Origin of the sequence: Flavobacterium sp. ZE23DGlu08 (assembly GCF_030505335.1) — a bacterium.
Lineage (GTDB): Bacteria > Bacteroidota > Bacteroidia > Flavobacteriales > Flavobacteriaceae > Flavobacterium > Flavobacterium algoritolerans.
Window position 1 is genome coordinate 3,112,609 of the sequence record NZ_CP130045.1, and the last position, 25,773, is coordinate 3,138,381.

At 33.3% G+C, this 25,773-nt stretch carries 23 protein-coding genes; 8 read left to right on the forward strand and 15 right to left on the reverse strand.

The features are described from left to right. Positions 1 to 26: 26 nt before the first annotated feature. From Q1W72_RS13640 to Q1W72_RS13660, 5 genes are all read right to left on the reverse strand, one after another. Positions 27 to 461 carry a DUF6146 family protein gene (locus Q1W72_RS13640; protein ID WP_099714775.1) on the reverse strand — a complete coding sequence of 145 codons (435 nt, stop codon included), beginning with the start codon at positions 459 to 461 and terminating at the stop codon, positions 27 to 29. A gap of 111 nt (positions 462 to 572) precedes the next feature. Continuing rightward, positions 573 to 1,139, reverse strand: coding sequence for a DUF937 domain-containing protein (locus Q1W72_RS13645; protein WP_302135852.1), 567 nt, complete (start codon positions 1,137 to 1,139; stop codon positions 573 to 575). Positions 1,140 to 1,235: 96 nt separating this feature from the next. Further along, the gene (locus Q1W72_RS13650) at positions 1,236 to 2,186 is read right to left on the reverse strand and encodes a D-2-hydroxyacid dehydrogenase (RefSeq protein WP_302135854.1); all 951 of its coding nucleotides are present in this window, start codon (positions 2,184 to 2,186) and stop codon (positions 1,236 to 1,238) included. A 161-nt stretch (positions 2,187 to 2,347) separates the two neighbouring features. Further along, positions 2,348 to 3,418 (reverse strand): 3-phosphoserine/phosphohydroxythreonine transaminase, encoded by a 1,071-nt coding sequence (gene serC / locus Q1W72_RS13655; RefSeq protein WP_099714778.1) that lies wholly within the window; start codon positions 3,416 to 3,418, stop codon positions 2,348 to 2,350. A gap of 93 nt (positions 3,419 to 3,511) precedes the next feature. Beyond that, on the reverse strand, positions 3,512 to 4,570 hold the full coding sequence (locus Q1W72_RS13660) for an acyl-CoA reductase (protein ID WP_099714779.1): 1,059 nt from the start codon (positions 4,568 to 4,570) through the stop codon (positions 3,512 to 3,514). A gap of 135 nt (positions 4,571 to 4,705) precedes the next feature. Between Q1W72_RS13660 and Q1W72_RS13665 the strand changes: the two genes are divergently transcribed. Beyond that, complete coding sequence (locus Q1W72_RS13665) at positions 4,706 to 5,056, forward strand: 4Fe-4S dicluster domain-containing protein (RefSeq protein WP_091171992.1); 351 nt, start codon at positions 4,706 to 4,708, stop codon at positions 5,054 to 5,056. 82 nt (positions 5,057 to 5,138) lie between these two features. Here the strand turns inward: Q1W72_RS13665 and Q1W72_RS13670 are convergent, their stop codons facing one another. Together Q1W72_RS13670 and Q1W72_RS13675 are read right to left on the reverse strand one after the other, a co-directional pair. Next, positions 5,139 to 5,675 carry a hypothetical protein gene (locus Q1W72_RS13670; RefSeq protein WP_099714780.1) on the reverse strand — a complete coding sequence of 179 codons (537 nt, stop codon included), beginning with the start codon at positions 5,673 to 5,675 and terminating at the stop codon, positions 5,139 to 5,141. A gap of 439 nt (positions 5,676 to 6,114) precedes the next feature. Beyond that, complete coding sequence (locus Q1W72_RS13675) at positions 6,115 to 8,808, reverse strand: TonB-dependent receptor (RefSeq protein WP_099714781.1); 2,694 nt, start codon at positions 8,806 to 8,808, stop codon at positions 6,115 to 6,117. Between the two features lie 303 nt (positions 8,809 to 9,111). On the opposite strand from Q1W72_RS13675, the gene ychF reads away from it, so the two are divergent. The 5 genes from ychF (at position 9,112) to Q1W72_RS13700 (ending at position 15,943) form a co-directional block, all read left to right on the forward strand. Beyond that, the gene (ychF, locus tag Q1W72_RS13680; protein ID WP_099714782.1) at positions 9,112 to 10,206 is read left to right on the forward strand and encodes a redox-regulated ATPase YchF; all 1,095 of its coding nucleotides are present in this window, start codon (positions 9,112 to 9,114) and stop codon (positions 10,204 to 10,206) included. Positions 10,207 to 10,457: 251 nt separating this feature from the next. Further along, a complete protein-coding gene (locus Q1W72_RS13685) occupies positions 10,458 to 10,979 on the forward strand; it encodes an NADPH-dependent FMN reductase (protein WP_099714783.1) in 522 nt (173 codons plus the stop codon). A gap of 163 nt (positions 10,980 to 11,142) precedes the next feature. Then, complete coding sequence (locus Q1W72_RS13690; RefSeq protein ID WP_099714784.1) at positions 11,143 to 13,005, forward strand: DNA topoisomerase IV subunit B; 1,863 nt, start codon at positions 11,143 to 11,145, stop codon at positions 13,003 to 13,005. An 11-nt stretch (positions 13,006 to 13,016) separates the two neighbouring features. Next, a complete protein-coding gene (locus Q1W72_RS13695) occupies positions 13,017 to 13,202 on the forward strand; it encodes a hypothetical protein (protein WP_121342524.1) in 186 nt (61 codons plus the stop codon). A gap of 50 nt (positions 13,203 to 13,252) precedes the next feature. Then, entirely contained in the window at positions 13,253 to 15,943 is a 2,691-nt protein-coding gene (locus Q1W72_RS13700; protein WP_302135867.1) for a DNA gyrase/topoisomerase IV subunit A, read from the forward strand. A gap of 56 nt (positions 15,944 to 15,999) precedes the next feature. Here the strand turns inward: Q1W72_RS13700 and Q1W72_RS13705 are convergent, their stop codons facing one another. The 8 genes from Q1W72_RS13705 to murQ all read right to left on the reverse strand — a co-directional run bounded on the left by Q1W72_RS13705 (position 16,000) and on the right by murQ (position 21,870). Further along, the gene (locus tag Q1W72_RS13705) at positions 16,000 to 16,662 is read right to left on the reverse strand and encodes a PolC-type DNA polymerase III (RefSeq protein WP_367881664.1); all 663 of its coding nucleotides are present in this window, start codon (positions 16,660 to 16,662) and stop codon (positions 16,000 to 16,002) included. Further along, positions 16,659 to 18,578 (reverse strand): DUF294 nucleotidyltransferase-like domain-containing protein, encoded by a 1,920-nt coding sequence (locus tag Q1W72_RS13710; protein ID WP_099714788.1) that lies wholly within the window; start codon positions 18,576 to 18,578, stop codon positions 16,659 to 16,661. Before Q1W72_RS13710 ends, Q1W72_RS13705 begins: the two co-directional genes overlap by 4 nt. Before the next feature lie 158 nt (positions 18,579 to 18,736). Further along, positions 18,737 to 19,507 (reverse strand): TerC family protein, encoded by a 771-nt coding sequence (locus Q1W72_RS13715; protein WP_099714789.1) that lies wholly within the window; start codon positions 19,505 to 19,507, stop codon positions 18,737 to 18,739. 39 nt (positions 19,508 to 19,546) lie between these two features. Next, a complete protein-coding gene (locus Q1W72_RS13720; protein WP_099714790.1) occupies positions 19,547 to 19,921 on the reverse strand; it encodes a DNA topoisomerase IV in 375 nt (124 codons plus the stop codon). A 23-nt stretch (positions 19,922 to 19,944) separates the two neighbouring features. Next, positions 19,945 to 20,517 (reverse strand): pentapeptide repeat-containing protein, encoded by a 573-nt coding sequence (locus Q1W72_RS13725; RefSeq protein ID WP_099714791.1) that lies wholly within the window; start codon positions 20,515 to 20,517, stop codon positions 19,945 to 19,947. Continuing rightward, positions 20,517 to 20,738 (reverse strand): DUF6095 family protein, encoded by a 222-nt coding sequence (locus tag Q1W72_RS13730; protein WP_099714792.1) that lies wholly within the window; start codon positions 20,736 to 20,738, stop codon positions 20,517 to 20,519. Before Q1W72_RS13730 ends, Q1W72_RS13725 begins: the two co-directional genes overlap by 1 nt. A gap of 10 nt (positions 20,739 to 20,748) precedes the next feature. Then, the gene (locus tag Q1W72_RS13735) at positions 20,749 to 21,051 is read right to left on the reverse strand and encodes a Dabb family protein (protein WP_099714793.1); all 303 of its coding nucleotides are present in this window, start codon (positions 21,049 to 21,051) and stop codon (positions 20,749 to 20,751) included. 6 nt (positions 21,052 to 21,057) lie between these two features. Continuing rightward, positions 21,058 to 21,870, reverse strand: a complete 813-nt coding sequence (murQ, locus tag Q1W72_RS13740; RefSeq protein WP_099714794.1) for an N-acetylmuramic acid 6-phosphate etherase — start codon at positions 21,868 to 21,870, stop codon at positions 21,058 to 21,060. A 213-nt stretch (positions 21,871 to 22,083) separates the two neighbouring features. On the opposite strand from murQ, the gene Q1W72_RS13745 reads away from it, so the two are divergent. After that, positions 22,084 to 23,226 carry an AraC family transcriptional regulator gene (locus Q1W72_RS13745; RefSeq protein WP_302135869.1) on the forward strand — a complete coding sequence of 381 codons (1,143 nt, stop codon included), beginning with the start codon at positions 22,084 to 22,086 and terminating at the stop codon, positions 23,224 to 23,226. 156 nt (positions 23,227 to 23,382) lie between these two features. Further along, positions 23,383 to 25,773, forward strand: a complete 2,391-nt coding sequence (locus tag Q1W72_RS13750; protein WP_302135870.1) for an outer membrane beta-barrel family protein — start codon at positions 23,383 to 23,385, stop codon at positions 25,771 to 25,773.

Sequence of the window (25,773 nt, forward strand, 5' to 3'; positions counted from 1 at the left end):
TTATAATGATTACAAATATAGTAACATTATCTGATGGGGACTAAACCAAAAAGTTTTTGTTTGTAGGTATTTTGAAAATAAATCATGTAATTGTAAATCAGATAATTTACTTCGTAGCCATAATCAATATTTGGATCATAATTGATTGACATTTCATATAAATTCGGATTGTATCGCATAGGTTGCATAACACGACTATTCCACTCGCTGACATAAAATTGATTTTTATTTTCTAAATAGCTTTGCGAATGATATCCTCTTGGAAACGCTCTGGAGTTAAGCCATGTACTAAAACCGGGATCAATGATAATTACTTCATATTCGAGCTCGTCATTGGCAATTCGCACAGTATCACCTTGAGTTGCAATAGGCTTTTCAGTACTTGGAAAATTAGACTTTGAAGTGTTACAACTAAAAATAGAAACTAGAATAATTGCTAATAGATAAACACTATTTTTCATAATCAGAAAATTGAATATTAAATTTACAAAATTAAATGATTTGTTAGTATCGTTTTAACATAAAAAAATCACCTACAACGAGTAGATGATTTTTTATAAATATTTTTATTTTTATTGTTTTCCAAAAAGTTTGCCGAGTATACTTCCTATTCCGCCACCTTTTTTTGTTACGGCTGACATGGCATCACTTATATCTACTTTTCCATCTGCATTTTGGTCTAAACCAAATTGACCTCCATATTTAGATATAGCATCCATTATGCCTGAATTCTGGGCACTATTACCAGAAATCGCCGCTATCACATCCGAAATTTGAAAACTACTGTCATTAGGGTCTTTTGCTTTATTGACTAACGAACCTAAAATTTGAGGAATTAAACTTCCTGCAACACCAGAGGCAGTTTCACTGTTGATACCAAATTTTTCACCTAAGCTTCCTGTAAGTTGTTCGGTGAGTTTTTGTACGACAGGATTTGAACTGTCTTGAGCATTGTTTCCTTGAAATAAACCTGCAAGTTGATCTGCTCCACCTTCTGAAACTATTTTTTGTAACCCAGAAAAAATAGAACTACTCGCTTCGGTCATAACTGCTTCATTTTGCTCGTTTGGAATCGCTTGGTTTTTAACAACTGATTCTACTCCAAACTGTTGTGCTAATTGTGTTAATTGTTCAAACATGGAAAGTATTTTTTAAATTAGAAATCAAATTTAATGAAAAAAGGGACTTATTAAACAAAGTTAATAAATCCCTTTTTATTTATTTAGTCAAAAATACTAGCCTAATATGCTAATAATTTGTGAAGCTAATTCAGTACCAATTCTATCTTGAGCTTCTCCTGTTGCTGCTCCAATATGTGGAGTCAACGAGATTTTATGATTCATCAAAATAGCCATTTCAGGAGTTGGTTCGTTTTCAAAAACATCTAATCCTGCAAATAATACTTTTCCGCTGTCTAATGCTTTTACTAATGCCACTTCGTCAATAACACCACCACGAGCACAGTTTACAATACCTACACCGTTTTTCATGATTGCCAATTCTTTCTCTCCAATGATGTAACCATCTTGAGCAGGAACGTGTAATGTGATGAAATCAGCTTCTTTGAATAAAGATTCCAATGGTTGAGAAACGATAGTTGTTGTGATAGATTGTCCGTCAAAAAACGCTACTTTAATATCAACTTGCGGGATAAACATATCAGCAGCAATTACTTTCATACCTAAACCTAGTGCCATTTTAGCGGTAGCCTGACCAATACGGCCAATTCCTACAACACCAAGCGTTTTTCCTCTTAATTCAACTCCGTTTGCATAGGCTTTTTTCAAACCTTCAAAGTTTGTATCTCCTTCAAGAGGCATATTTCTGTTAGAATCGTGTAAAAAACGAACACCAGAAAATAAGTGTGCAAAAACCAATTCTGCCACTGATTCTGATGACGAAGCTGGAGTATTGATTACATGAATTCCTTTGCTTTTAGCATAATCCACATCAATGTTATCCATTCCTACACCACCACGACCTATAATTTTTAATCCTGGGCAAGCGTCGATGATATCTTTACGAACTTTAGTCGCACTACGTACCAAAACTACACTTACATTATTTTCGTTTACAAAATTAGCTACTTGTTCTTGAGCTACTTTTGTAGTTATAACTTCAAATCCACCTTTTTCTAAAGCTAGAATTCCACTTTTTGAAATTCCATCGTTGGCTAATACTTTCATTTGTATTTATTTGTTTATTCGGTTATTTGTTTAATCGTATTTTGGATAAAAAATAACTGAATTATTAATTAATTTGATTGTTGGTTTAAATAATTAAAACAACACAATAATATTTTCTTGTTTTTTGGTTATTTCGATTAAACAAATAACCAAATTAACAATTAAACTTTTGACTCTAATGCTTTCATTACATCAACTAATACTTGAACACTTTCTAATGGAAGTGCGTTGTACATAGAAGCTCTGTAACCACCTACTGAACGATGTCCAGGTAATCCGGATATTCCAGCTGCTTTCCACATTGTATCAAATGTTGCCGCATGTGCTTCATCATTTAATAAGAAAGTAGCATTCATGTTTGAACGGTCTTCAACAACTGCAGCCCCTTTGAATAATGGGTTTCTGTCTATTTCTGCATAAAGTAATGCCGCTTTGGCATTGTTTATTTTTTCTATAGCAGCAATTCCACCAAGGTTTTTCAACCATTGTAATGTCAATAACGAAGCATAAACTGGAAAAACAGGAGGAGTATTATACATACTTTCTGCTTTGATATGTTTAGTATAATCAAGCATGCTTGGGATAATTCGGTTATTTTTAGCAAGAATTTCTTCTTTTACAACAACCAAAGTAGTTCCTGCCGGTCCCATATTTTTTTGAGCTCCTGCATAAATCAAATCAAATTTAGAAAAATCCAATTCTCTTGAAAAGATATCAGAACTCATGTCACATACAATTGGCATATCAACTGATGGGAATTCCTTCATTTGTGTACCAAAAATGGTGTTGTTACTCGTACAATGGAAATAATCTGCATCTGCTGGTACGGTATATCCTTTTGGAATATGATTGTAATTTTGTTCTTTTGATGAAGCGACAACAACTGTGTCTCCAAAAAGTTTCGCTTCTTTTATTGCGCCGGAAGCCCATGTTCCTGTATCAAGATAAGCTGCTTTTCCGCCTTCTTTCATTAAGTTATAAGGTACCATCAAAAATTCTAAACTAGCTCCGCCAGCAAGAAATAATGCTTGATATCCTTTGCCTTCAAGGCCTAAAAGTTCAATAACAATTGCTCTTGCTTCATCCATAACGGCAACGAAGTCTTTGCTTCTATGCGAAATTTCTAAAAGTGATAACCCAGAATCGTTAAAATTTAATATAGCTTGTGCTGATTTTTCAAAAACTTCTTGTGGTAAAATACAAGGTCCTGCGCTGTAGTTGTGTTTTTTCATGGTGTAGTTTATGTCCAAAAATTTAAAGTGCAAATTTCGGCAATAGGAATTTAAAAGGCGTTAAATAATTCGAAATAATTAAACATATTTCTACTATGTTGTTAACAAAAATGAAATTGTATCAATGTTATCTGCGTAATTCCACAATTTAGGTTTTTGGGTTTGTCCAAAATCAATACTGCCTTCTATAAGATTGTCACTTACAATGCACTGAATTTGCTCATTTTCTGATTGTAATCTCGTTTTCAACTCATTGATATCCTCATAAAACTCATAAAACACACTAGAAATAGGTGAGGCATGGCTTTGATCTTCTTTTATTGTCAAAAAGCCATTGTCTAATAATTTAAAATTACTCATTAGGAAAACGGCCTTGTTGTAATCGTAATTGTTAGCGTATTTTTCATAATGGATCACGTCTTGGTACTCAAATATTGCTTCAAAAAATGCGTTAAATACGTATCCTTTTGGGACAAAAAGTTTAGAAACATTTCGACAGCCCAATCCAAAATATCGAAATATATCTTCCCCTAAAGCGGTTAGCTGCTCTTTGGTTTCTTTGCCAGTTAAAACAGCAATTGAGTTTCTGCTTTTTCTAATGATAGAAGGTTTGTCTTTGAAATAATATTCAAAATAACGGGCCGTATTATTACTTCCGGTTGCTATTACGGCATCAAAGTTTTCTAATTTTCCTGCTACAAAAGTGATGTTGTTGGCTAATTCAGAATCAATTGCAATGATGTACTTCGCCAAAAAAGGCAACAAATGTTGGTCATTTGAGGAAGTTTTTACCAATACATTATTTCCCGTAATTAAAACCGACAGGAAATCATGGAAACCCACCAACGGTATATTTCCGGCAAGAATTAAGGCAATGTTTTTAGGTTCTTTTATTTGAAAATCATAAGCAGAAAGCCATTGATTTAAGTTTTCGGCAGTCAATGCTTCAGCCCAAGATTGGATAGAAAAATAGACTTGTTCCGGTGTATACCATCCATTATGTGATTGAGATAATTTTATTAATTCGATAAAATCATCAAAAAACACATCGTTGTGCAAAACAGTTGGATTCTTAGAGCTATTATCTTCGGAAAATTGACTTAAGAATTTTCCTAATTCAACAAAAACACTTTTTTTTGTTTCTAATGTCATAATGTTTGCTTATGAATAGTTTTGATTGTAATTTTGCACAAAAATAAGCATAAATATGTCGAAAGTCAAAAGTCCTAATGTCAAAAGAATTTTGGCGTTTGACATTCGATATTAAGACTTTAAAACTATAGAAAAATGGCAATTATTATAACAGACGAATGTATCAACTGTGGTGCTTGTGAACCAGAGTGCCCAAATACAGCAATATACGAAGGAGCAGATGACTGGAGATATAAAGACGGAACAAAACTTAAAGGGAAAGTGATTTTACCGGATGGTACCGAAATTGATTCTGATGAAGCTCAAACTCCTATTTCTGACGAAGTGTACTACATTGTACCAGGAAAATGTACAGAATGTAAAGGTTTTCATGACGAACCACAATGTGCTGCAGTATGTCCTGTAGACTGTTGTATTCCGGATGATAATCATGTAGAAAGTGAAGAAACGTTATTGAACAGACAAGCGTTTTTACATAACGAATAAAGATAAAATTTTATATTTTTACAACAAAAAAAACCTGTTTGCCTCGGCAAACAGGTTTTTTTTTGAGGTATTTTGAAACAGATTATTTTTTGATAATTACAAAAGTTTCTACCGTTATTTTGTCTGTTTTGTCATCATAGGATTCTAAAACTAAATTCCCATTGGCATCAAAGTAACCATAAGAAGTTTTGTTTTTTGAACTATAGATATAGTTGTTGTTTGATGTTTTTCTCAAAACAGCGGCTTTTTCAGCATTAGGTTGGTATATCGTATATCCACTTTCAGCGAGTTTGACTTCATATTTTTGTCCGTTCAAATCATAATATGCGGATCTATCTACATCAACAATATTTGTAACTCCATTTGCGGTAATGCTAGTAATAGCCGTTACTTCAACAGGTGTTTCTTTTCTTTCTTTGTTTAAAGCATTAGATTCAGCGTCTTTTAATTCAATTTTTTGAATTTCTTTTACTTCTTGAGTTTTTATTGATTTTTTTTGACCATCAGAACTTTTTACAGTAGTTACAGTCGTTTTAACTTCGGATTTAACATTGTTATTCTGAGCTTGAATATTTATTGAAAATAGAAAAGCAACCATTCCAAAAATTAGAGTCTTCATAATATTTAATTTTGTGATTAATACAAAGCAAATTTACAATCCTCTGGCTCAGTACTTGTTACGTAATTATTATAAAAGATTATATAATTTACATAAAGGGGCATAATAAGTATGTTTGATTCTTGATTTGCAAGAATTATAAATGTGTCATTCCTATAGATTTTCCGGTCAATTGTAATGATTCCAAAGTCATTTAAATATAAAACAATTGTATTTCGTTTTAAGGTAAAAATGAGAACTGTAGAAAAAATCACCTGTAATTATTTCTTTTTCATCTTTTTTCAAGGTGTAATATTACGTGGTGCAATCCAGTATAAAATTTTATGATGAATTTGTTTTACAATTGCGATGTGCGATAATAACTAAATTCATGTAGAATAAACGAAATAAAAAAAGGGCTATCTTTCGACAGCCCTTTTTGAGTTATTCAATAAATGAATTAGAATTTATAGTTTAAAGATAAATTAAACATAGTTCCTAATTGGCTAAAGTGATATCCATCATACGTCATTTGAGAATAACGTTGGTTGAAAGTGATCAAGTTAGATTGATTTTTTACTTGAGCTGGGTCATTTAAAAGTTCTACACCCTTAGCATTTTCTGCTACAAATTTCCATTCAGGTAGTACATTTAAAAGGTTGTTTACATTCAATGCCAAAGTTAGCTTTTCAGTAGCAGAAAAAGTAACTCCTAAATCAGTAACAATTTTTGGAGTAAATTCAGTTTTTAAATTAGCTCTTAAATACTCTACAGATCCAACTGGAGCATTCGGGTCATTTGTAGCTAAACCATCTTGATTAAAGGTAGTTTTACCAAAGTAAGTGTTGTTAAGAGAGAAACCAAATTTTCCAATTTCATAATTCGCTCCTAAAATCCATTTTGTTTCTGGTCTTGAAGTAAACATTAAAGATTCAAGTATAGGTCCAAAATTGTCACTTTTTACAGGTGAGATTCTTTCATTTTGAAAAGTAATATTTCCAGATAAATTGAATCCAAGTTTTCCTGTTCCTAATAGAATGTTGTTGTAATTAGCAACTACATCTAAACCTGAAGTTCTAGAGTCAAATGAATTCTCAAACCAAGCTACATTACCAAATTGAGTATCCTGTCTGTCTCCTAAAACGATTCTGTCTTCCACTTTAATGTTGTAGTAATCGATTGTGAAATTAAAGTTTTTAGAAGGTTTTGCTCCAATTCCTACAGTAATATTTGTTGATTTCTCAGCATCTAAAGGATCAATTCCTAATTGACGTGCTTGTGGAGAAACGTTATTTATAATTCCACTAACTTGTATTCCTTGTCCAGCAACGAATGAATACTGTGATTTTTGAGTGTAAATTTGGTGTAATGTTGGAGCTCTGAATCCAGTAGAAATAGATCCTCTTAACGTGATTTTGTCATCTAAGAATTTATATCTAGAACTCAATTTCCATACTGTGGCATCACCAAAATCGCTATAATCTTCATAACGAACAGTACCATTTATCAAGAAATCTTCCGTTACATCATAAGCAAGGTCAAAATAAGCACCAATATTATAACGGTTCCATTTTGATGAATTTTCAGGTCTGTTTCCAGCGAATGAATCTGCTCCCATACCATCCCAAGAAGCTTTGTCTCCTTCAATTACTTCAAAAGTTTCTGTTCTGATTTCAGATCCAAAACCAATACTGATTTTATCTGATAATACTTTAGAGATATCTAAATTCCCTACAACATGGTTGAAAGAAGTTCCCCCTGGTTTAAAAGAGATTGGACTATTTTCTAAATACACATTATTTCCATCAGCATCTTGAATATCTGATCTGTTAAAAGAGTTGTCCACTGAATAAGTTTGTGTATTTCCACCTACAGTAATACTGGCGTCAGTATTCCAATCGTTTTTTGTTGATTTATATCCCAATGTACCATTGTAATCATTTAAATCTCCCGTAAATGTTGGTACATATCCTTGATAAGATGCTGGTGTTCCATCTCCAAAAAAGTCTTTTAGGAAAGGATAATCAGCTAAAGTTCTCCAGTATGGAGTTCTGTAATTAGCAAATGAGTTTACTTTTTTGTAAACATAAGCAGCATTGTAGTATAATAATGTTTCATCAGATAAACTAAATCCACCGTTTACCAAGAATTTAGCAGCTGCAGTTTCTGGAGATCCATTGATATTTCCTGCGTCTGGTTTTTTAGCTAGGAAAGCTTGAACATCAGAAAGTGAAGCTCCAAAATCTCCTGCTTCACCAGCAGCGTCTACAGTTCCAGGTCTGTTAGATAAATTTACTTTAGAAAAATCAACTGTATAATTTACAAATCCTTTATCTCCTACAGTAGAACCATTATTCATACTAACCCCTAACATTTCACCATCACCTTCAGAAGTCATTCCACTTCTTACAGTTACAGATCCACCGTTTGTATTCTTTTTCAAAATGATGTTCATAACTCCTGCAATCGCATCAGAACCGTATTGAGCAGATGCACCGTCACGAAGTATTTCTACTCTTTCGATAGCATCAGTAGGAATTGCTGAGATATCAGCACCTGTTTCTCCACGTCCCGGAGAGGTTTGTACATATAATAATGAACTTAAATTTTTACGTTTCCCGTTGATAAGGATTAAAGTTCTACTAGGTCCCATGTTTCTGATTTCATATGGATCCAATAATGAAGTCGCATCATTCACAGGTGTTTGAACCGTGTTGAAAGATGGAATTTTGTACTGTAACGCTTTGTCAAAAGAAGCTTGTCCTGTTGATGTTAAGTCTTTTGAAGACAATACATCTATTGGAAGTGCAGATGTCGTGTTACTTCTTGGCGCCGTTCTGGTTCCAGTAACAACAACTTCGTCTAGATTTTGTCCACCTTCTTCTGATAAAACAACATTTATAACAGCATCTGTAGCGGCTTTTTCTAATTTAGAAAACCCTACATAGCTGAAAACTAGTGTAGCTCCTTCTTTAACTTTTATCTTGTATGCGCCATCCATATCGGTAGAAACCCCATTCTGAGTCCCTTTTTCAACAATGTTTACACCTGGCAAAGGGTTGCCGGTATTGTCTTTAACGACACCCGAGACTTCTTTTTGTGCGAAAAGAAACGAGACGTTTAATAGAAATAATAATAATGCAAATTTTTTCATAATAAGTTGTGTTTGGTTTTTGTTTGGTTTAAAATCGTTTGCAATATAATTTTTTTTTTAACAAAAGATTAGCATATCGTTTAATTTTTTATAAAAAACATATGAGACCTGTTTAAACTGCAATTTTTACTTACTTAAACATTTATAAAATCTTATATTTGCAAACTTTTAAAGTAAATGCTAAACTTTTAACAGGCAACGGTTATCGGTAAAGAAAATGATCATAATGTCTCAATCGTTCTGTTTTTTTAAACAAATAGGATTGCGATACAATATTCCATTAAAAATAAATATTATCTACATATGAAAGCAGGGATTGTAGGATTACCAAATGTTGGAAAATCAACATTATTCAATTGTTTATCTAATGCAAAAGCACAAAGTGCGAATTTTCCTTTTTGTACTATCGAACCTAATATAGGTGTTGTGAATGTTCCGGATTCCAGAATAGAAAAACTGGAAGAATTAGTAAAACCAGAACGTGTGCAAATGGCAACTGTTGATATCGTTGATATTGCAGGATTAGTAAAAGGAGCTAGTAAAGGAGAAGGTTTAGGAAATCAGTTTCTGGGAAACATTAGAGAGTGTAATGCTATTATTCACGTTTTACGTTGTTTTGACAACGATAATATTGTTCACGTTGACGGGAATGTAAATCCAATTCGTGACAAAGAAACAATCGACATAGAGTTGCAGTTGAAAGATTTAGAAAATGTTGAAAAACGCTTGGAAAAAGTAAAACGTGCCGCTAAAACTGGAAATAAAGAAGCAATTGTCGAAGAAGCATTGTTGAACAGAATTAGAGAAACGCTACTTCAAGCAAAATCAGCGAGAACTATTACGCCACAAAACAATGACGAAGAAGTTTTGATGGAAGGTTTTCAATTGATTACTGCAAAACCAGTATTGTACGTTTGTAATGTTGATGAAAATTCGGCAGTTAACGGGAATAAATATGTAGACCAAGTTCGTGAATTGGTAAAAGATGAAGATGCTGAGGTTATCGTGCTTTCTGTAGGTGCTGAAGCGGATATCACCGAATTGGAAAGCTACGAAGAACGTCAGGTTTTCTTAGAAGATATGGGTTTAAGTGAGCCAGGAGCATCAGTATTGATTCGTGCTGCTTACAAATTATTGAAACAACAAACTTATTTTACGGCAGGTGTCAAAGAAGTTCGTGCTTGGACTATTAATATTGGAGCAACTGCACCGCAAGCTGCAGGAGTGATTCACACTGATTTCGAAAAAGGATTTATCCGTGCCGAAGTTATTGCGTATGAGGATTTCGTTCAGTACGGTTCAGAAGCTAAATGTAAAGAAGCCGGAAAATTCAAAGTAGAAGGAAAAGAATACATTGTTAAAGATGGTGATGTGATGCATTTTAGATTCAACGTCTAAAAAAAAGTTATAAAATCAAAAATCATAAAGTCGAAAGTTAGTAATTGCTTTCGACTTTTTTTATGCACCTAATCCAGCTTTACACTTTAAGATTGATCTGAAAAATGCTTTACGTTGTAATCTGGGGTAAAATAGATTTGGGTGAATACCAGATTTCATAGTTTCATATTCGTTTTCAAAATGGGAGAATCTGTGGCTAATTATTTTGCAACAGAGTCAATTTTTACTACTTTTAGTAAAAATAAAGTATCATGAAAATAATCGCTTTTGGCGGAAGCCCCAGCAAAAACTCTATCAATAAAAAATTAGCGACGTACGCAGCAAATCTTTTTGAAAATGCCGAAGTGGAGGTATTGGATTTAAACGATTTCCAAATGCCCATATTTACTGTTGATATAGAAAAAGAAATTGGTCAGCACGAGTTAGCAAAAGCATTTTTGGCTAAAATTGCCACCGCAGATATTCTAGTGGTTTCTCTTGCTGAAAATAATGGAAATTATTCAGCGGCTTTCAAAAATGTTTTTGATTGGTGTTCCAGAATTACAGGAAAAGTTTTTCAGGAAAAACCTATGCTGTTGATGGCAACTTCTCCGGGAGCCAGAGGTGGCGCAAGTGTTTTGGAAATCGCTAAAAAAGCTTTTCCATTTTATGGCGGAAACGTTAAGGCTGCTTTTTCACTTCCTAGTTTTGATGCTAATTTTGATATTCTAAACGGTAAAATTTCTAATCCTGAATTAGACAATCAATTGAAAGAGATTATCAAGAATTTTTAAATTTGAACATCAAAAATCAATATCAATTTGAAATCTGCAATCTAAAATCATTAATCCTAAATCCTCAATCGGTTGTCAATATCATTCTTAATAACTTTGATGACTACCTATTTTAAATTTTATCGAATTACACTACATTAGCACAAAATCCACAAATTTTACAATGTCCGAACAAAATCAATATACCGAAGATAATATTCGGTCGCTCGACTGGAAAGAACACATTCGCATGCGTCCCGGAATGTACATCGGAAAACTAGGGGATGGTTCTTCTGCAGATGATGGTATTTATATTTTAGTCAAAGAAGTCCTCGATAACTGTATCGACGAGTTTGCAATGGGCGCCGGAAAAACTATTGAGGTGACAATTAAGGACAAAACGGTTACTGTTCGGGATTATGGCCGTGGTATTCCGCTAGGAAAAGTGGTTGATGTAGTGTCAAAAATGAATACTGGAGGGAAGTATGATTCAAAAGCTTTTCAGAAATCAGTTGGTCTTAATGGTGTCGGAACTAAAGCAGTCAATGCGCTTTCTAATTATTTCAGAGTAGAGTCTGTTCGTGATGAAAAACAAAAGGCAGCCGAATTCTCCGCAGGAAATTTGGTTCTCGAAGAAGAAATTATAGACACTACCAAACGAAAAGGTACCAAAGTTATTTTTACTCCTGACGAAACCATTTTCAAGAATTACAAATTCCGTATGGAATATGTAGTGAAAATGATTCAGAATTATTGTTATCTAAATAATGGTTTAACCATCATTTTTAATGGCGAAAAATACTATTCTGAAAACGGACTTAAAGATTTATTAGAAGCTACAATTAATGTTGAGGATTTAGAATATCCAATTATACATTTGAAAGAAGGCGATATTGAGATTGCCTTAACACACAGCAAAACCCAATATTCTGAGGAGTATCACTCTTTTGTAAACGGACAAAATACCACTCAAGGTGGAACGCATTTAGCAGCATACCGAGAAGCGATTGTAAAAACCATTCGGGAGTTTTATAATAAAAGTTTCGAAGCATCTGATGTCCGAAAATCCATTGTTACCGCCATTAGTATCAAAGTAATGGAGCCTGTTTTTGAGTCGCAAACCAAAACCAAATTAGGTTCGACAGATATGGGTTCAGAACCAGGAATGCCTTCGGTACGTACTTTTGTAAATGATTTTGTAAAAACAAAATTAGATAATTATTTGCACAAGAATCCTGCAACTGCGGATGCTTTACTTCGAAAAATTCTTCAAGCCGAAAGAGAACGTAAAGAGCTTTCTGGTATTCGAAAATTAGCAACAGATCGAGCTAAAAAAGCGAATTTACACAACAAGAAATTAAGAGATTGTCGTGCACATTTACCCGATACCAAAAACCCAAGAAATTTAGAAAGTACGCTTTTTATCACTGAGGGAGATTCGGCTTCTGGTTCTATTACCAAATCACGTGATGTAAATACACAAGCGGTTTTTAGTTTACGAGGTAAGCCTTTGAATTCGTATGGAATGAGCAAGAAAATTGTTTATGAAAATGAAGAATTCAATTTACTGCAAGCGGCTTTGGATATTGAAGACGGATTGGAAAAATTGCGTTACAATAATATCGTGATTGCAACGGATGCCGATGTCGATGGGATGCACATTCGACTATTATTGATTACGTTTTTTCTTCAGTTTTTTCCTGAATTGATAAAAGAAGGACATTTGTATATTTTGCAAACGCCACTTTTCAGGGTTCGAAACAAGAAAGAAACAATATACTGCTATTCTGATGAAGAGCGCAAAGATGCTATTGAAAAACTAAAACCAAAACCGGAAATCACCCGATTTAAAGGATTAGGAGAGATTTCTCCGGATGAGTTTAAAAATTTCATTGGAGAAACCATTCGTTTAGATCCGATTATGATGGACAAAAACACTTCGATTGAACAATTATTGTCTTTCTATATGGGTAAAAATACGCCAGACAGACAGGAGTTTATCATCAAGAATTTGAAGGTGGAATTAGATGTAATCGAGAAAGTTTAAATAGTTATAAAATGCCTACAAAAAGAACACTAATTTTTATCGCTTTACTATTTGTGATTAGTTTTTCAACTACCTTTTTTATTATAAGGAGTAATGATCATAAAGAATGTGATATAGTTATAAAGAAAGAGAAGGATAAAAATGGAATTGAGGTTACAAAGGAAGAGCATGTTTGTAAAGAAAAATATTCTTTTTAGAGTTTTTAGAACAAAATTAGAATTGATTACGATTCAATAGAATATATTTAATGAAAGACGAAGAAGACGAAAATACAATTCCGGAAGGTCAGGAAGAAGATAATTCGATTGATGAAAATCAATCTGAAGATAAATCTTTTGAAGGCCAGCATTTTTACGATAATCAAGAAGACGGAAACGATACCATTACCAAAGTTACGGGGATGTATAAGGACTGGTTTCTGGATTATGCTTCGTATGTGATTCTGGAACGTGCCGTTCCAGCGATTGAAGATGGTTTTAAACCGGTGCAACGTCGTATCATGCACTCTCTAAAAGAATTAGATGACGGTCGTTATAATAAAGTTGCCAATGTTGTAGGACACACCATGCAGTATCATCCTCACGGAGATCAGAGTATTGGTGATGCGATGGTACAAATTGGACAAAAAGAATTACTGATTGACTGTCAGGGAAACTGGGGGAATATCCTAACTGGTGATGGCGCTGCAGCTTCTCGTTACATCGAAGCGCGTTTGTCTAAATTCGCTTTGGAGGTTATTTACAGTCCAAAAATTACCGATTGGGGCGTTTCTTATGATGGACGAAGAGCAGAACCAAACAATCTTCCGGTGAAGTTTCCATTGCTTTTGGCACAAGGAGCCGAAGGTATTGCGGTAGGTCTTTCCACGAAAGTGTTGCCTCATAATTTCAATGAATTAATCGATTCTTCGATAAAAATATTAAAGGGGAAACCTTTTACACTGTATCCAGATTTTATGACGCAAGGTATTGCCGATGTGTCTAATTATAATGATGGATTGCGTGGCGGACGTATTCGTGTTCGTGCCAAAATTGGTCAACTAGACAAAAATACTTTGGTGATTACCCAAATTCCGTTTTCTACAAATACGACGACTTTGATTGATAGTATTTTGAAAGCAAATGATAAAGGGAAAATCAAAATCAAGAAAATTGAAGACAATACCGCTGCTGAGGTCGAAATATTAATTCATCTTTTTCCAGGTGTTTCTCCAGATAAAACCATTGATGCATTGTTTGCTTTTACGGCTTGTGAAACTTCGGTAGCGCCATTAGGTTGTGTAATTGAAGATAACAAACCGTTGTTTATCGGGGTTTCGGATATGTTGAAAATTTCAACCAATAGAACGGTACAATTACTGAAAAGTGAATTGGAAATTCAATTGAGTGAACTGGAAGAACAATGGCATTTTCTTTCTTTGGAACGTATTTTTATCGAAAATAAAATCTATCGTGACATTGAAGAAATGACGACCAGAGAAACGGTAATTAAGGCCGTTGATGATGGTTTGAAACCACATACGAAACATTTAAAACGCGCTGTTACCGAAGATGATATTCTGCGTTTATTGGATATTCGAATCATGCGTATTTCAAAATTTGACAGCAATAAAGCGCAGGATAAAATCGAAGCATTGGAAGGCGATATTGAACAAGTAAAACACAATTTAGAACATCTGATTGATTTTGCTATTGCCTATTTTACCAAATTAAAAGAGAAGTATGGAAAAGGGCGGGAACGCCAAACAGAACTTCGTATTTTTGACGATATTGAAGCGACGAAAGTAGTTTTAAGAAACACTAAATTATACGTTAATAAAGAAGAAGGATTTGTAGGTACGAGCTTGAAAAAAGACGAGTACGTTACGGATTGTTCTGATATTGATGATGTTATCGTATTTCTTCGTGATGGAAAAATGATGATTACCAAAGTAGATGCGAAAACATTCGTGGGTAAAGATATTATTCACATTGCTATTTTTGACAAAAGTGATAAGCGTACCATTTATAATATGATTTACCGAGATGGAAAATCTGGGCCTTCTTATATAAAAAGATTCAATGTTTCAGGAGTTACCCGAGACAAAGCATACGATTTAACCAATGAAACTGCGGGTTCTCAAGTATTGTATTTTTCTTGTAATCCAAATGGAGAAGCTGAAGTAATTACGATATTATTGCGTCAGGTAGGAAGTGTCAAAAAATTGAAATTCGATATTGATTTTGCCAGTTTAGCGATAAAAGGTCGTGCTTCCAAAGGGAATTTGGTGACCAAATATCCAATCAAAAAAATAGAACTGAAGGAAAAAGGTATTTCTACTTTATTGCCAAGAAAAGTTTGGTTTGATGATACCGTTCAACGATTAAACGTAGATGCAAGAGGGGAGTTGTTAGGGGAGTTCAGGCCTAATGATAAAATTTTGGTCATATCGCAATCTGGAAAAATAAAAGTAATTACACCAGAATTATCGACTCATTTTGATGAAGATATGGTGGTTTTGGAGAAATGGATTCCAAAGAAACCAATTTCGGCGATTTATTATGATGGAGAAAAAGAACGTTATTACATCAAACGTTTCTTAGTGGAAACAGAGAATAAAGAGGAAAGTTTTATCACGGAACATCCTAATTCACAATTAGAGATTGTATCAACGGATTATCGCCCTGTGGCTGAATTAATTTTTACAAAAGTAAAAGGAGTTCAAAAAGAGGCAATGACGGTAGACATAGAATCATTTATTTCGGTAAAAGGATTTAAGGCTTTGGGGAATCAATTGACAACCGATAAGTTGAAACAAGTAAACTTGCTGGAACCTTTACCGTATGAAATTCCTGTCGAGGTTATTCCTGAGGATTTAGAAGTAAAAGGAGAAACAGATGCTGATGATTCTGATATTCAATTGGAAGATGACGGACAGATTACTTTGTCTTTAGAATAAATAAAAAGCTCCTGAAAAGGGGCTTTTTTTATGCGTTTTTGCCAATTTTTATGCGCTTATTTAAACAATTGTCTTAAGGTAATTTCTTTTCTCTCTCTCAATTTATTTAGAATTTTCAAAAAGGCAATTGCAGTAATATAAGCATCTCCCATTGCGGTATGCCTGTCTTTTTTTGAAATATCAAATTTATCGGCAAGCTCGTCTAAACTATAATTTTCTTTACGTTCCAATAAATTAGATACCAATAACGTTTTTTTATACAAAACAGCCGTGTCTAAAGTCTTGTTTTTTAATTCTGGCAATCCGTTTCTTTCGAGTGCCTTATTAATCATAGTAATGTCAAATATGGTATGATGTGCAATGATAATAGAATCTCCTAAAAAATCTAAAAACTGTTGTAAGGCTTCTAATTCTGTAGGGCGGTCTATGACAAATTCTTTCAGAATTCCATGAATTTTTGCAGTTGCCTGATCGTAATGTTCTTGTTGAATGTAAACTTCAAAACTTCCATTGATAGGAATCGTATTGTTTTGAAGAACAATAGCGCCAATGCAAAGTATCCTGTCAGTTGTATAATCAAATCCGGTGGTTTCTGTGTCCAATACAACAAAACGTACCGCATCAATATCGTTTAATAGTTCCTCATCAGATGATTTTTCGGATTTCCCCAATAAATCAAATAAAATAGTTTTACTTTTTTCTATAAAATTTATCATCATAATATATTTGAAGGATTAAATCGGATGGTAATGACTTCTTGGAGTTCCTTAATGGTTTTGAACGTTCGCTTTAGCTTAATCTTTTCTAATTTAGATAACGCTTCGAGAGCAATAAACTGCCCGGAATCATTATGCAAAAGCCCTTGTTTTGTTCTGAATTTTAATAATGCTTTATAGGAATACGAACAAGCTAAATACAATTCTTTATTGTTGGGTTCTAATTCTGCCAATTTTTCAAAACGTTCGGGAGTATTGCTGATTGATTTTACGGAATGAGATAGAATTAAAACCCTTGCAGCATCTGTTAGTGGCATTAAAGCGCGTCTTTTTATATCGAAAAAATCTTTATGGGCGCCATCTTGCTCTACTAAAAATTGTCTAAAGAACCCTGTTGGAGAAGGACTTTGTAGCGCGCCACTTACCAAGTGAATATAAAAAACAGGATTTGCTTTTATGTTTTCAAAAATAAATTCTGAAAGCTTGTTTACCAGTTCGCTGTCTCCATATGACAGACTGTAATCAAAAAATATAAAGGACAATAAGACTTCATTTTTCCCTGGATTGGTAATCCAATGATGAACCTGACTTTCCCATTCGCCAAGACTTAAGCACCACTTTGGGTTAGAAGCCATCATTTCTGCCGGACAGTAATCATAGCCAATTTCAAAAAGTCCTTTGTTGACATGTTTGGCAAATTCTAAAAAATAGTTCTTGGTCTTTTCTTTTAAATCTTCAGGTACATCCTCATAGACTAAAGCATTGTCTTGGTCAGTATGCAGTAACTGTTCACTTCTTCCTTGACTTCCCAACGCCAACCATCCAAATTTTACTGGAGGAGGTGTTTTCATTTTTTTCAAGGATATTTCAATGACTTGCTTGATACAGGCATCATTTAATTCTGTAATTATTTTAGAAGTGAGTGTCATCGGAATATTTTGGTCTAAATATCCTTGTAACAATTGCATTATATTGGCGCGTATTGGTTTTATCTGTTTTGCTTTTTTAGCTCTTTTTACCGCTTTAATCAATACTGCTGGATTATTGCCAAGTTCTACCATAACATCATGTTTGGATAGGATTCCAACAGCTTTGGAATTTGGCGTGCCATCTTTCGTAAGGCATAAATGGCTGATATTGCTTTTCATCATGGCCATTTGAGCTTGCGTAACGGTCATTTTCTTAGGATAAGTAATAACAGGAGTTGTCATTATTGAGGCCGCAGTTGTTGTGATGGGAAATTCTCCAGTCACAATTTTGTTCCTTAAATCTTTATCTGTAATGATACCAATGGGGAGCGAATCTTCGATTACAAGAATGGCCCCCACATTTTTTTTGGTCATGGTCTCCGCAATATCTTTTGCAATAGTGTTTGAATAACAGGTGATTAGTTTTTTAGAATATTTTACAGGCTGTAAGTCTAATAGTTTTCTACCCGTGTCCAGACCTTCCAGATCTATTGTTTCTCCATATAGTTTTCCGCTGTGGCTTTTGGAATAAGGATTGTGTGTATTAGAAGCAAAACTTTCGATTAAAAAATTTCCCACAGCTCTGTTTTCTAACGCATAAGGTTTGAAAATAGCTATTGGAATGGCATAAAGAATGCTTTCTTCATGAGTTCTGGCTTCCATTTTATAGTTTTCATTGGCTATAAGTGGTCTCAGCCCAAAAATATCCCCTTCATCACACATATCCAGGATATCATTTTCCAGGCTAGTTCTAAGTGCGACTGCTCCTTTGTGTACAACATAAAAAGAGGAATGGGTTTCTTCGTTTTCGGCAAAGATGACGCTGTCCTTTTCTTTATAAATAATGGAGATTTGTTCAGAGATAACTTCGATGTCTTTTTGATGTAAAAAGGAAAAAGGAGGGAAGTTTTTTAAAAAGTCAGCAACTCTATGGGAGATTGTATTTTTCATGGTGCTTATTTGTGTCTAAGGTAATTTATAAAAAATAAAATAAAAAGAAAAAAGACCAAATTTGGGTCTTTTTAGTATTTCCCCATTTAAGGAGGAATATATTTTCAGAATAAAAAAAAGCTCCCGAAAAGGAGCTTCTTTATCAAAAAATAGTTTGATTATTTATTTTTCTTCATTTTCATATTCAGTACTTCGACTAATAATGAGAAAGATATGGCAAAATATAAGTACCCTTTTGGTACTGGAGTAACATGATTTCCAAAGATTAAAGCATTCGATAAATGAGCACTTTCTGTAAGTAGCATCATTCCAATTAGAATCAAAAAGGATAATCCAAGTATTTGAATAGAAGGATGTTTGTTGACAAAATTCCCAACAGGAACAGCAAATTGCATCATAATTAATACAGAAATAACCACAGCAGTAATCATAATATATAAAGCACCTTCAACTCCGTTTGTCATACCTACCGCGGTAAGAATACTGTCAAAAGAGAAAACTAAATCAATCATGATAATTTGTAACAGTACGTTCTGGAATGATTTTGTGGCAGCTTTTCCTATTTCTTTTTCTTCATGACCTTTCTCGTCTACTTTTTCACGAATTTCATTGGTACTCTTATAAATCAAGAATAATCCTCCGCCCAGTAAAATAAGACTTTGGCCAGTAATTCCCGCTGAAAACCAACTAAAATCAATATGAAACCAAGGTTCTTTCATTTGAATCAATAAATTGATACCAAACAAAAGCGCAATTCTCATGAACATGGCAAGGAACATTCCTATTTTTGTCGCTCTCTTACGTTGTTCAGGAGGTAATTTTCCTGTAGCAATTGATATGAAAATAATGTTGTCGATTCCTAATACAATTTCCAAAAAGGTCAATGTTAAAAGGGCAATCCAAGCATCCGGATTTAAAAATACTTCCATGTTTAGTTCGTTATTATTTATTAATTTGAGTTTGTAAGCTTAATCGGAAATCTTAGTAACGGTTCCTCTTTGTTTTTCATCAACACCAACCATTCCAAATTCAAAGGTATAGGAATTTTTTGTGGTTGTCAAAATTTTCATACCAATGGCCTTTTCCTCAGCCATATTTTTTGGATGCAATTTCAGTAAAACATATTCACAATCATTTACCCATCGTATCGAAGCAGTATCAGTCTTTCCTTCAAAAGTTTCTATTTCAATACTGTCATTACGTTCAAAAAGGGCAATTTTTTTTACACCGTCAACTTCATATTCAAACTTGAATTTTCCAGTTTTAAAATCCTTGCAATTGCGCTCCGCATCATAGCATGACATTAGTAATAGTAGTGGGAGGAGGAATAGTATTTTTTTCATTTCTTAGTATGTTTACTTTTTAACTATTGTATTTTGATATCGTATTTGTCCAGAAGTCCAATGATTCCTTGTGTAGAAAACTTGGCTTTTCTCATAGGATTGAATTCGGGATCAATTTTAAAATTAGATGCTTTTGAAAAATCGGCTGCGGCTAATTGTGTATTGTTAAAAATAGCACCATCCAAATTACTGTTATCAAAAACAGAACTCGTGAGATTGGTGCCAACAAAACTTACTTCTCTTAACGAGCAAGAATTAAATTTTGTCTTTGGCATTTTTTTATTGGCAAAAGAAGAATAATCCAAAACACATTCTTGAAAATTGACGTTAAACAAGAAATCATCGCATTCCTCAAATTGGATACCCAATAATTTACAGTTTTTGAATTGTACGCCTTTCATACTTGTTCCTAATAATTTGGTCATAGCAAGATTACAATCAATGAACTCGCAATCCATAAAAGTGCTATAGGAGAAATCACTGTTCGATAAATCACAGTTTTTAAAAACGCAATCTTCAAATTCTCGGTTGTTTACTTTTTTATCGACATAGACGATTTTTTCAAATGTTTTTTGAACGTGAATTAGGTTTTCCATTAGTCGTTAAATAAGCTTTTCATAATTATTTTTAATCCCAAATACATCAAAAGCATAGCTGCTAAACAAGCAATTATTCCTATTGCTAAAACTAAATAATGCCACACATTCTGTTGATTCATAAAAGCATTATAAATCACTGCCGGTCCCAAGAATAATAATGGTAAAGCTCCCGCTAAATATTTAATTCCTTTAGATAGTAGTTCCTTGTTGGTTGCCATAATTTAATAATTAAAATTCATAATCCACACAATATCTCAAATCTCTAATTTTACCTATCCATTCAGCAACAATATTATGTGTTGGATGATTTTGGTATTTCTCTAATGTTTCAAACGAATTAAAATAGGAGTGCAGTACGGCATCAAAGTTTGAATATTCACTTTCAATATTAATTCCTACTCGTATTTCAACTATTTCAGGAATATCCTTTTTTAAATCTTCAAGTCTCTCTTTTAGAATAATTGCATTTTCGGCTTTGCTTTTGCCTTCTGCAAAATCTTTTAATTTCCACATTACTATATGGTGAATCATCGTTGTTTATTTTTTAAAATTATCAACGGCTTTCCTTACACTGCCGTGTTTTTTCAATAATTCGGCACCTTCTTCATAGGAAACGGGAATTTCTCCCATAATCATTTTCACACCGCGATCGACCAGTTTGCTGTTGCTCAATTGCATATCAACCATTTTGTTGCCTTTCACTTTACCCAGTTGAATCATAGTTGCGGTAGTAATCATATTTAGTACCAGTTTCTGGGCTGTTCCAGCTTTCATTCTAGAGCTTCCGGTTACAAATTCTGGACCTACAACTACATCAATAGGGAATTTTGCTGTTTGCGAAAGCGGACTTCCTGCATTACAAGAAATACTTCCTGTGGTTATATTGTTCTCGTTGCACGTTTGTAATCCTCCAATAACATAAGGTGTTGTTCCCGAAGCAGCTATTCCTACCACGACATCATTTTCATTTACATCAAAAGCTTTCAAGTCAATCCAGGCTTGTGTTGCGTTGTCTTCGGCATTTTCTACGGCTCTGCGGATTGCGGTGTCGCCTCCGGCAATTATCCCAATTACCAAATCGAAAGGAACGCCAAATGTTGGTGGACATTCCGAAGCATCAAGAATTCCCAAACGTCCAGAAGTTCCTGCGCCAATATAGAATAATCTCCCGCCGAGTTTCATTTTGGCAACGATTTCAGTGACTAAATTTTCTATTTGGGGCAACGCTTTTTCTACGGCAAGTGGAACAGTTTTGTCTTCCTGATTGATATTAGATAACAATTCTTGAACTGACATTTTTTCTAAATGTTCGTATTTTGAAGATTGTTCGGTGGTTTTTGTGAAGGTCATTTTTCGTATAATTGGACAACTCCAAAATTAACCTTTTTTATCACAATCTCGAAATTTTCTATTTTTAGTTTCAGGTTTTTTAGTGTCAAGTTTCTTTAAATTTGATATAAATTGATTTACTTTTTTTAGTTTTTAATTTCTCATATGGAGAAAGGTTATTGAATCTTTGTTAGATGAACTAAAATATTATATTTGTTAAATATTAAAAAATAAATGGATAGAATAATCTTATTGCAAGGGATTGCACGGATTTCAGTTTTTGTGTCTTTATTGATGGCATTTTTTTTACTGACTGTTAAAACTGAAAATAAATTGGCTAACCGTTTATTTGCCTGGTTTTTTATTATTTCGGCTATTGATCTTAGTGGTTTTTTTGTTACTGATTATATTCAGGATTATCTTGATTTGATGATTTTTAGATGGACAATCTGTTTGTTGGCAATGCCCTTATTTTATCTTTATGTATTGTCAGTTTGTTATTCTGATTTTAGATTGAAATGGAAACATTTAGTGCATTTACTTCCTATTTTACTAGTTAATTTAGTTTTTATTCCAAGACTTTATTTAGCCAGTAATTCAGATATGAAACTCTTATCCGGAGATCTTGAGCATATGCCTGAAATATACTTAATCCAGATTTTAATTGAATTTCAATATGTGTTTTATATTGTTAGCGCATTTTTAATTTTGAAGAAATACAGAGAAATTTATCTGGAAAACTATACCAATCCTAGTACTTCAACATACAAGTATCTTTTTCAGATGACTACTGTTTTCTTAATCGCGCACGGTTTGGTTGCATTAAAAAACCTCTTACGGTATAGCGATTACAGACAAATGTTTCTTTGGTTAAATGTAGTTGTAGGAAGTGTAGCTTTATTTATCACCTGTTGGTTAGTGATGAAAGCATTGAATCATCCGGAGCTTTTTAGGGGAATTAATTCTAGATTACAATTGACAAAAGATATTCTGCCTAAAGTCGAAGAAAAGACAGCATCTAAAAATGTTCAAGACGATGCGATTTCCAGTCAAATTTCGATATTAAAACAATATATGGCTCAGAAAGAGCCTTTTCTTGATCCATCGCTTACCATTCAGGAGCTTGCCAATCAAATTGATATTCCGGTTCGGGATTTATCGGTTTTGATTAATCATCATATGGATCAGCACTTTTTTGATTTTGTCAATGAATATCGTATTCAAAAAGCGATGGGTATTTTAAAAGATCAGTCTAGGAGTCAGCTTACTGTTCTGGAAATTTTATACGAGGTTGGTTTTAACTCCAAATCTTCTTTTAATACCTCTTTTAAAAAACACACCAATTTGACGCCTACCGCTTATAGAAACTCCTTGTAATGAGTGGTTTGTAAAAAGTCGTACTTCATACCTGATAAAGTCGAACTGATTTTCTGAATAGAAATTGGTTCGACTTTTTTTTGTCGGTCGAATTCTGAAAATTTCTAAGGCAACTTTGCTTCAAATTAATCGAAACAAGTTTTAAAATTAGAAATCATGAAAAAAGTAAATCTCCTTATCTTTTTATTATTGCCTTTATTTTGTTTAGCACAAGCATCATTTAAATTAAAAGGAAAAATAGCAAGCGAAACAATTCCATTAGAATGGGCAGATATTTCCATATCGAATTCAGAAGGAAAAATTATAGATGGTTCAACCTCCAAACAAGACGGTAGTTTTGAAATCAATCTTAAAAAAGGATCTTATAAAATTGGGATCACCCTTTTACAATTTAAAGATTATGAAAAAGAGTTTACAATAGAAAATGATATGGATTTAGGAACAATCATTTTAAAAGAAAGCGCAACCAATTTAAAAGAGGTTATCATTCAATATAAAAAGAAAACAATCGAACAGAAAACGGATCGTTTGGTTTATAATCTTGAAAACAATGTTACAACAGTTGGCGGAGACGCTTTAAGTGCCATTAATACGGCTCCCGGAGTTGTCGTTCAGAATAATACAATTAATATTTTAGGAAAAGGAACTTCCCGTGTTATGATAGATGGACGAATGATTGAATTAGTAGGTGAGGAACTGAATAATTTTTTGAAATCAATTTCGGCTAGTGATATTAAAAATATTGAAGTTATCAGTAATCCGCCGGCAAAATATGATGCCGAAGGAACTGGTGGATTGATTAATATTATTATGAAAAAAGGAGTTCGTGATTCCTGGAAAAACACGACTACAGTTTCTTATGATCAAAATAAATATAGTATTTATACTTTAAGAGATAACTTTTTTTACAATAAAAACAAGTTTAGATTTTCTGCCAGGATTAATGCAAAAACAGGTTATTTGAATGCTACAGATGATTTAAAAATGTATTTTCCTGATGGACTTTCCCATATGAAAAGTGCAACAAAGGTAAAAACTGAAAATCTTTCGGGTAAATTGGCTTTAGATTATGATCTTTCAGAACGTACTACTATTGGATTTCAATATTTAAACGATAAAAATAACCCTGATTTTAAATCGGATATTAGAATTGAGAATTACAATATTCAAAACGAATTGGATAATGTTACACTGAACAATAGCTTCACTGATAAAGGATCAAGAAATCAAACGTATAATGCACATTTGATTACCAAACTAGATTCCTTAAAAAGGAAGTTATCTTTTGATGTGGACTATTTTAATTACAGTTCAAAATTCGATAGAAACTTTGTCGCTAATAATTTCACGCCAGATATGACATTTGTTGATATAAATCAGTCGGGAAGAAACATTTCGAATCAGGATATTGACAATTGGAGTTTTAAGGCAGATATGGAACATCCGCTTCAAGCGTTGAATTTGTCTTATGGTGCAAAAATGAGTTTTACAAATAGTGTGAGTGATGTACTTTATTACAATACAATTACAGGAACTCCGGAATTAGATTCGAACCAATCCAACCGATTTAAATACACTGAAAACAATCAGGCGGTTTATGTAAATGCAGATAAAAAACTCAATGAAAAATGGAATTTCCAAATGGGATTAAGATTGGAGAACACTCAAACTAATGGATTTTCTGAAACAATGAATCAGGAAACAGAAAATAATTATTTGAAATTATTCCCAACGTTTTATGCTTCCTACAAGAAAAACGAAAACAATACTTTTAGTTTGAATTATGGAAAAAGAATCAACAGACCACGTTTTGACTTATTGAATCCGTTCAGAATTTACATCAGCAGCAATAGTTATTCCGAAGGGAATCCGTTTTTAAGACCTTCATTTAGTGATAATTTTGAGTTGGCACATTCTTATAAAGAGATTTTTAGAACGAGTGTTTTTGTAAATGCTATTACAAACGGTTATGGAGTTTTGTTTACCTCAAACCCGGAAACCAATACGCAGATTGTAACCCGCGAGAATTATTTTAAAAACTTAAATTATGGAATAGGGGAAAGTTACTCGGCAAGTTTTACAGATTGGTGGTCTAGTGAAAATTCATTGTACCTTTTAGGAGCAAAAACAGAATTTATTAAATATATCAATGCTACACCATCAAACAGTTTACAAATTGATTTTTCTACAAATAATACTTTTTTATTAAGTAAAACGACAAAATTGCAAATCGATTTTACGTATACAACGCCTTTTAAATCCGGTTTATATGAAGTAGGATATGCCTCGAGTTTTGATATTAGTTTCAAACAGGATTTGTTTAATAAAACCATGCAGATTGCATTTTTGGCAAATGATATTTTTAATACCTCTTATTTAAAAGACTTTACTTCAGTTATAAACGGTGTAAAACAGGTATATGAGCAGAAAGAAAGTAATCGATTTGTACGTTTATCTGTGGTTTATAATTTTGGAAACAAAAAGATCAATGTACAACAGCGTGATTTTGGGAATAAGGAGGAGAATAAAAGAACTGGAGGTAATTAG

Excerpts from the sequence above, each read along its gene's own strand:
- Q1W72_RS13640 (WP_099714775.1), bottom strand. The coding sequence starts at position 461 with ATGAAAAATAGTGTTTATCTATTAGCAATTATTCTAGTTTCTATTTTT.
- Q1W72_RS13645 (WP_302135852.1), bottom strand. The coding sequence starts at position 1,139 with ATGTTTGAACAATTAACACAATTAGCACAACAGTTTGGAGTAGAATCA.
- Q1W72_RS13650 (WP_302135854.1), bottom strand. The coding sequence starts at position 2,186 with ATGAAAGTATTAGCCAACGATGGAATTTCAAAAAGTGGAATTCTAGCT.
- serC (WP_099714778.1), bottom strand. The coding sequence starts at position 3,418 with ATGAAAAAACACAACTACAGCGCAGGACCTTGTATTTTACCACAAGAA.
- Q1W72_RS13660 (WP_099714779.1), bottom strand. The coding sequence starts at position 4,570 with ATGACATTAGAAACAAAAAAAAGTGTTTTTGTTGAATTAGGAAAATTC.
- Q1W72_RS13665 (WP_091171992.1), top strand. The coding sequence starts at position 4,706 with ATGGCAATTATTATAACAGACGAATGTATCAACTGTGGTGCTTGTGAA.
- Q1W72_RS13670 (WP_099714780.1), bottom strand. The coding sequence starts at position 5,675 with ATGAAGACTCTAATTTTTGGAATGGTTGCTTTTCTATTTTCAATAAAT.
- Q1W72_RS13675 (WP_099714781.1), bottom strand. The coding sequence starts at position 8,808 with ATGAAAAAATTTGCATTATTATTATTTCTATTAAACGTCTCGTTTCTT.
- ychF (WP_099714782.1), top strand. The coding sequence starts at position 9,112 with ATGAAAGCAGGGATTGTAGGATTACCAAATGTTGGAAAATCAACATTA.
- Q1W72_RS13685 (WP_099714783.1), top strand. The coding sequence starts at position 10,458 with ATGAAAATAATCGCTTTTGGCGGAAGCCCCAGCAAAAACTCTATCAAT.
- Q1W72_RS13690 (WP_099714784.1), top strand. The coding sequence starts at position 11,143 with ATGTCCGAACAAAATCAATATACCGAAGATAATATTCGGTCGCTCGAC.
- Q1W72_RS13695 (WP_121342524.1), top strand. The coding sequence starts at position 13,017 with ATGCCTACAAAAAGAACACTAATTTTTATCGCTTTACTATTTGTGATT.
- Q1W72_RS13700 (WP_302135867.1), top strand. The coding sequence starts at position 13,253 with ATGAAAGACGAAGAAGACGAAAATACAATTCCGGAAGGTCAGGAAGAA.
- Q1W72_RS13705 (WP_367881664.1), bottom strand. The coding sequence starts at position 16,662 with ATGATGATAAATTTTATAGAAAAAAGTAAAACTATTTTATTTGATTTA.
- Q1W72_RS13710 (WP_099714788.1), bottom strand. The coding sequence starts at position 18,578 with ATGAAAAATACAATCTCCCATAGAGTTGCTGACTTTTTAAAAAACTTC.
- Q1W72_RS13715 (WP_099714789.1), bottom strand. The coding sequence starts at position 19,507 with ATGGAAGTATTTTTAAATCCGGATGCTTGGATTGCCCTTTTAACATTG.
- Q1W72_RS13720 (WP_099714790.1), bottom strand. The coding sequence starts at position 19,921 with ATGAAAAAAATACTATTCCTCCTCCCACTACTATTACTAATGTCATGC.
- Q1W72_RS13725 (WP_099714791.1), bottom strand. The coding sequence starts at position 20,517 with ATGGAAAACCTAATTCACGTTCAAAAAACATTTGAAAAAATCGTCTAT.
- Q1W72_RS13730 (WP_099714792.1), bottom strand. The coding sequence starts at position 20,738 with ATGGCAACCAACAAGGAACTACTATCTAAAGGAATTAAATATTTAGCG.
- Q1W72_RS13735 (WP_099714793.1), bottom strand. The coding sequence starts at position 21,051 with ATGATTCACCATATAGTAATGTGGAAATTAAAAGATTTTGCAGAAGGC.
- murQ (WP_099714794.1), bottom strand. The coding sequence starts at position 21,870 with ATGACCTTCACAAAAACCACCGAACAATCTTCAAAATACGAACATTTA.
- Q1W72_RS13745 (WP_302135869.1), top strand. The coding sequence starts at position 22,084 with ATGGATAGAATAATCTTATTGCAAGGGATTGCACGGATTTCAGTTTTT.
- Q1W72_RS13750 (WP_302135870.1), top strand. The coding sequence starts at position 23,383 with ATGAAAAAAGTAAATCTCCTTATCTTTTTATTATTGCCTTTATTTTGT.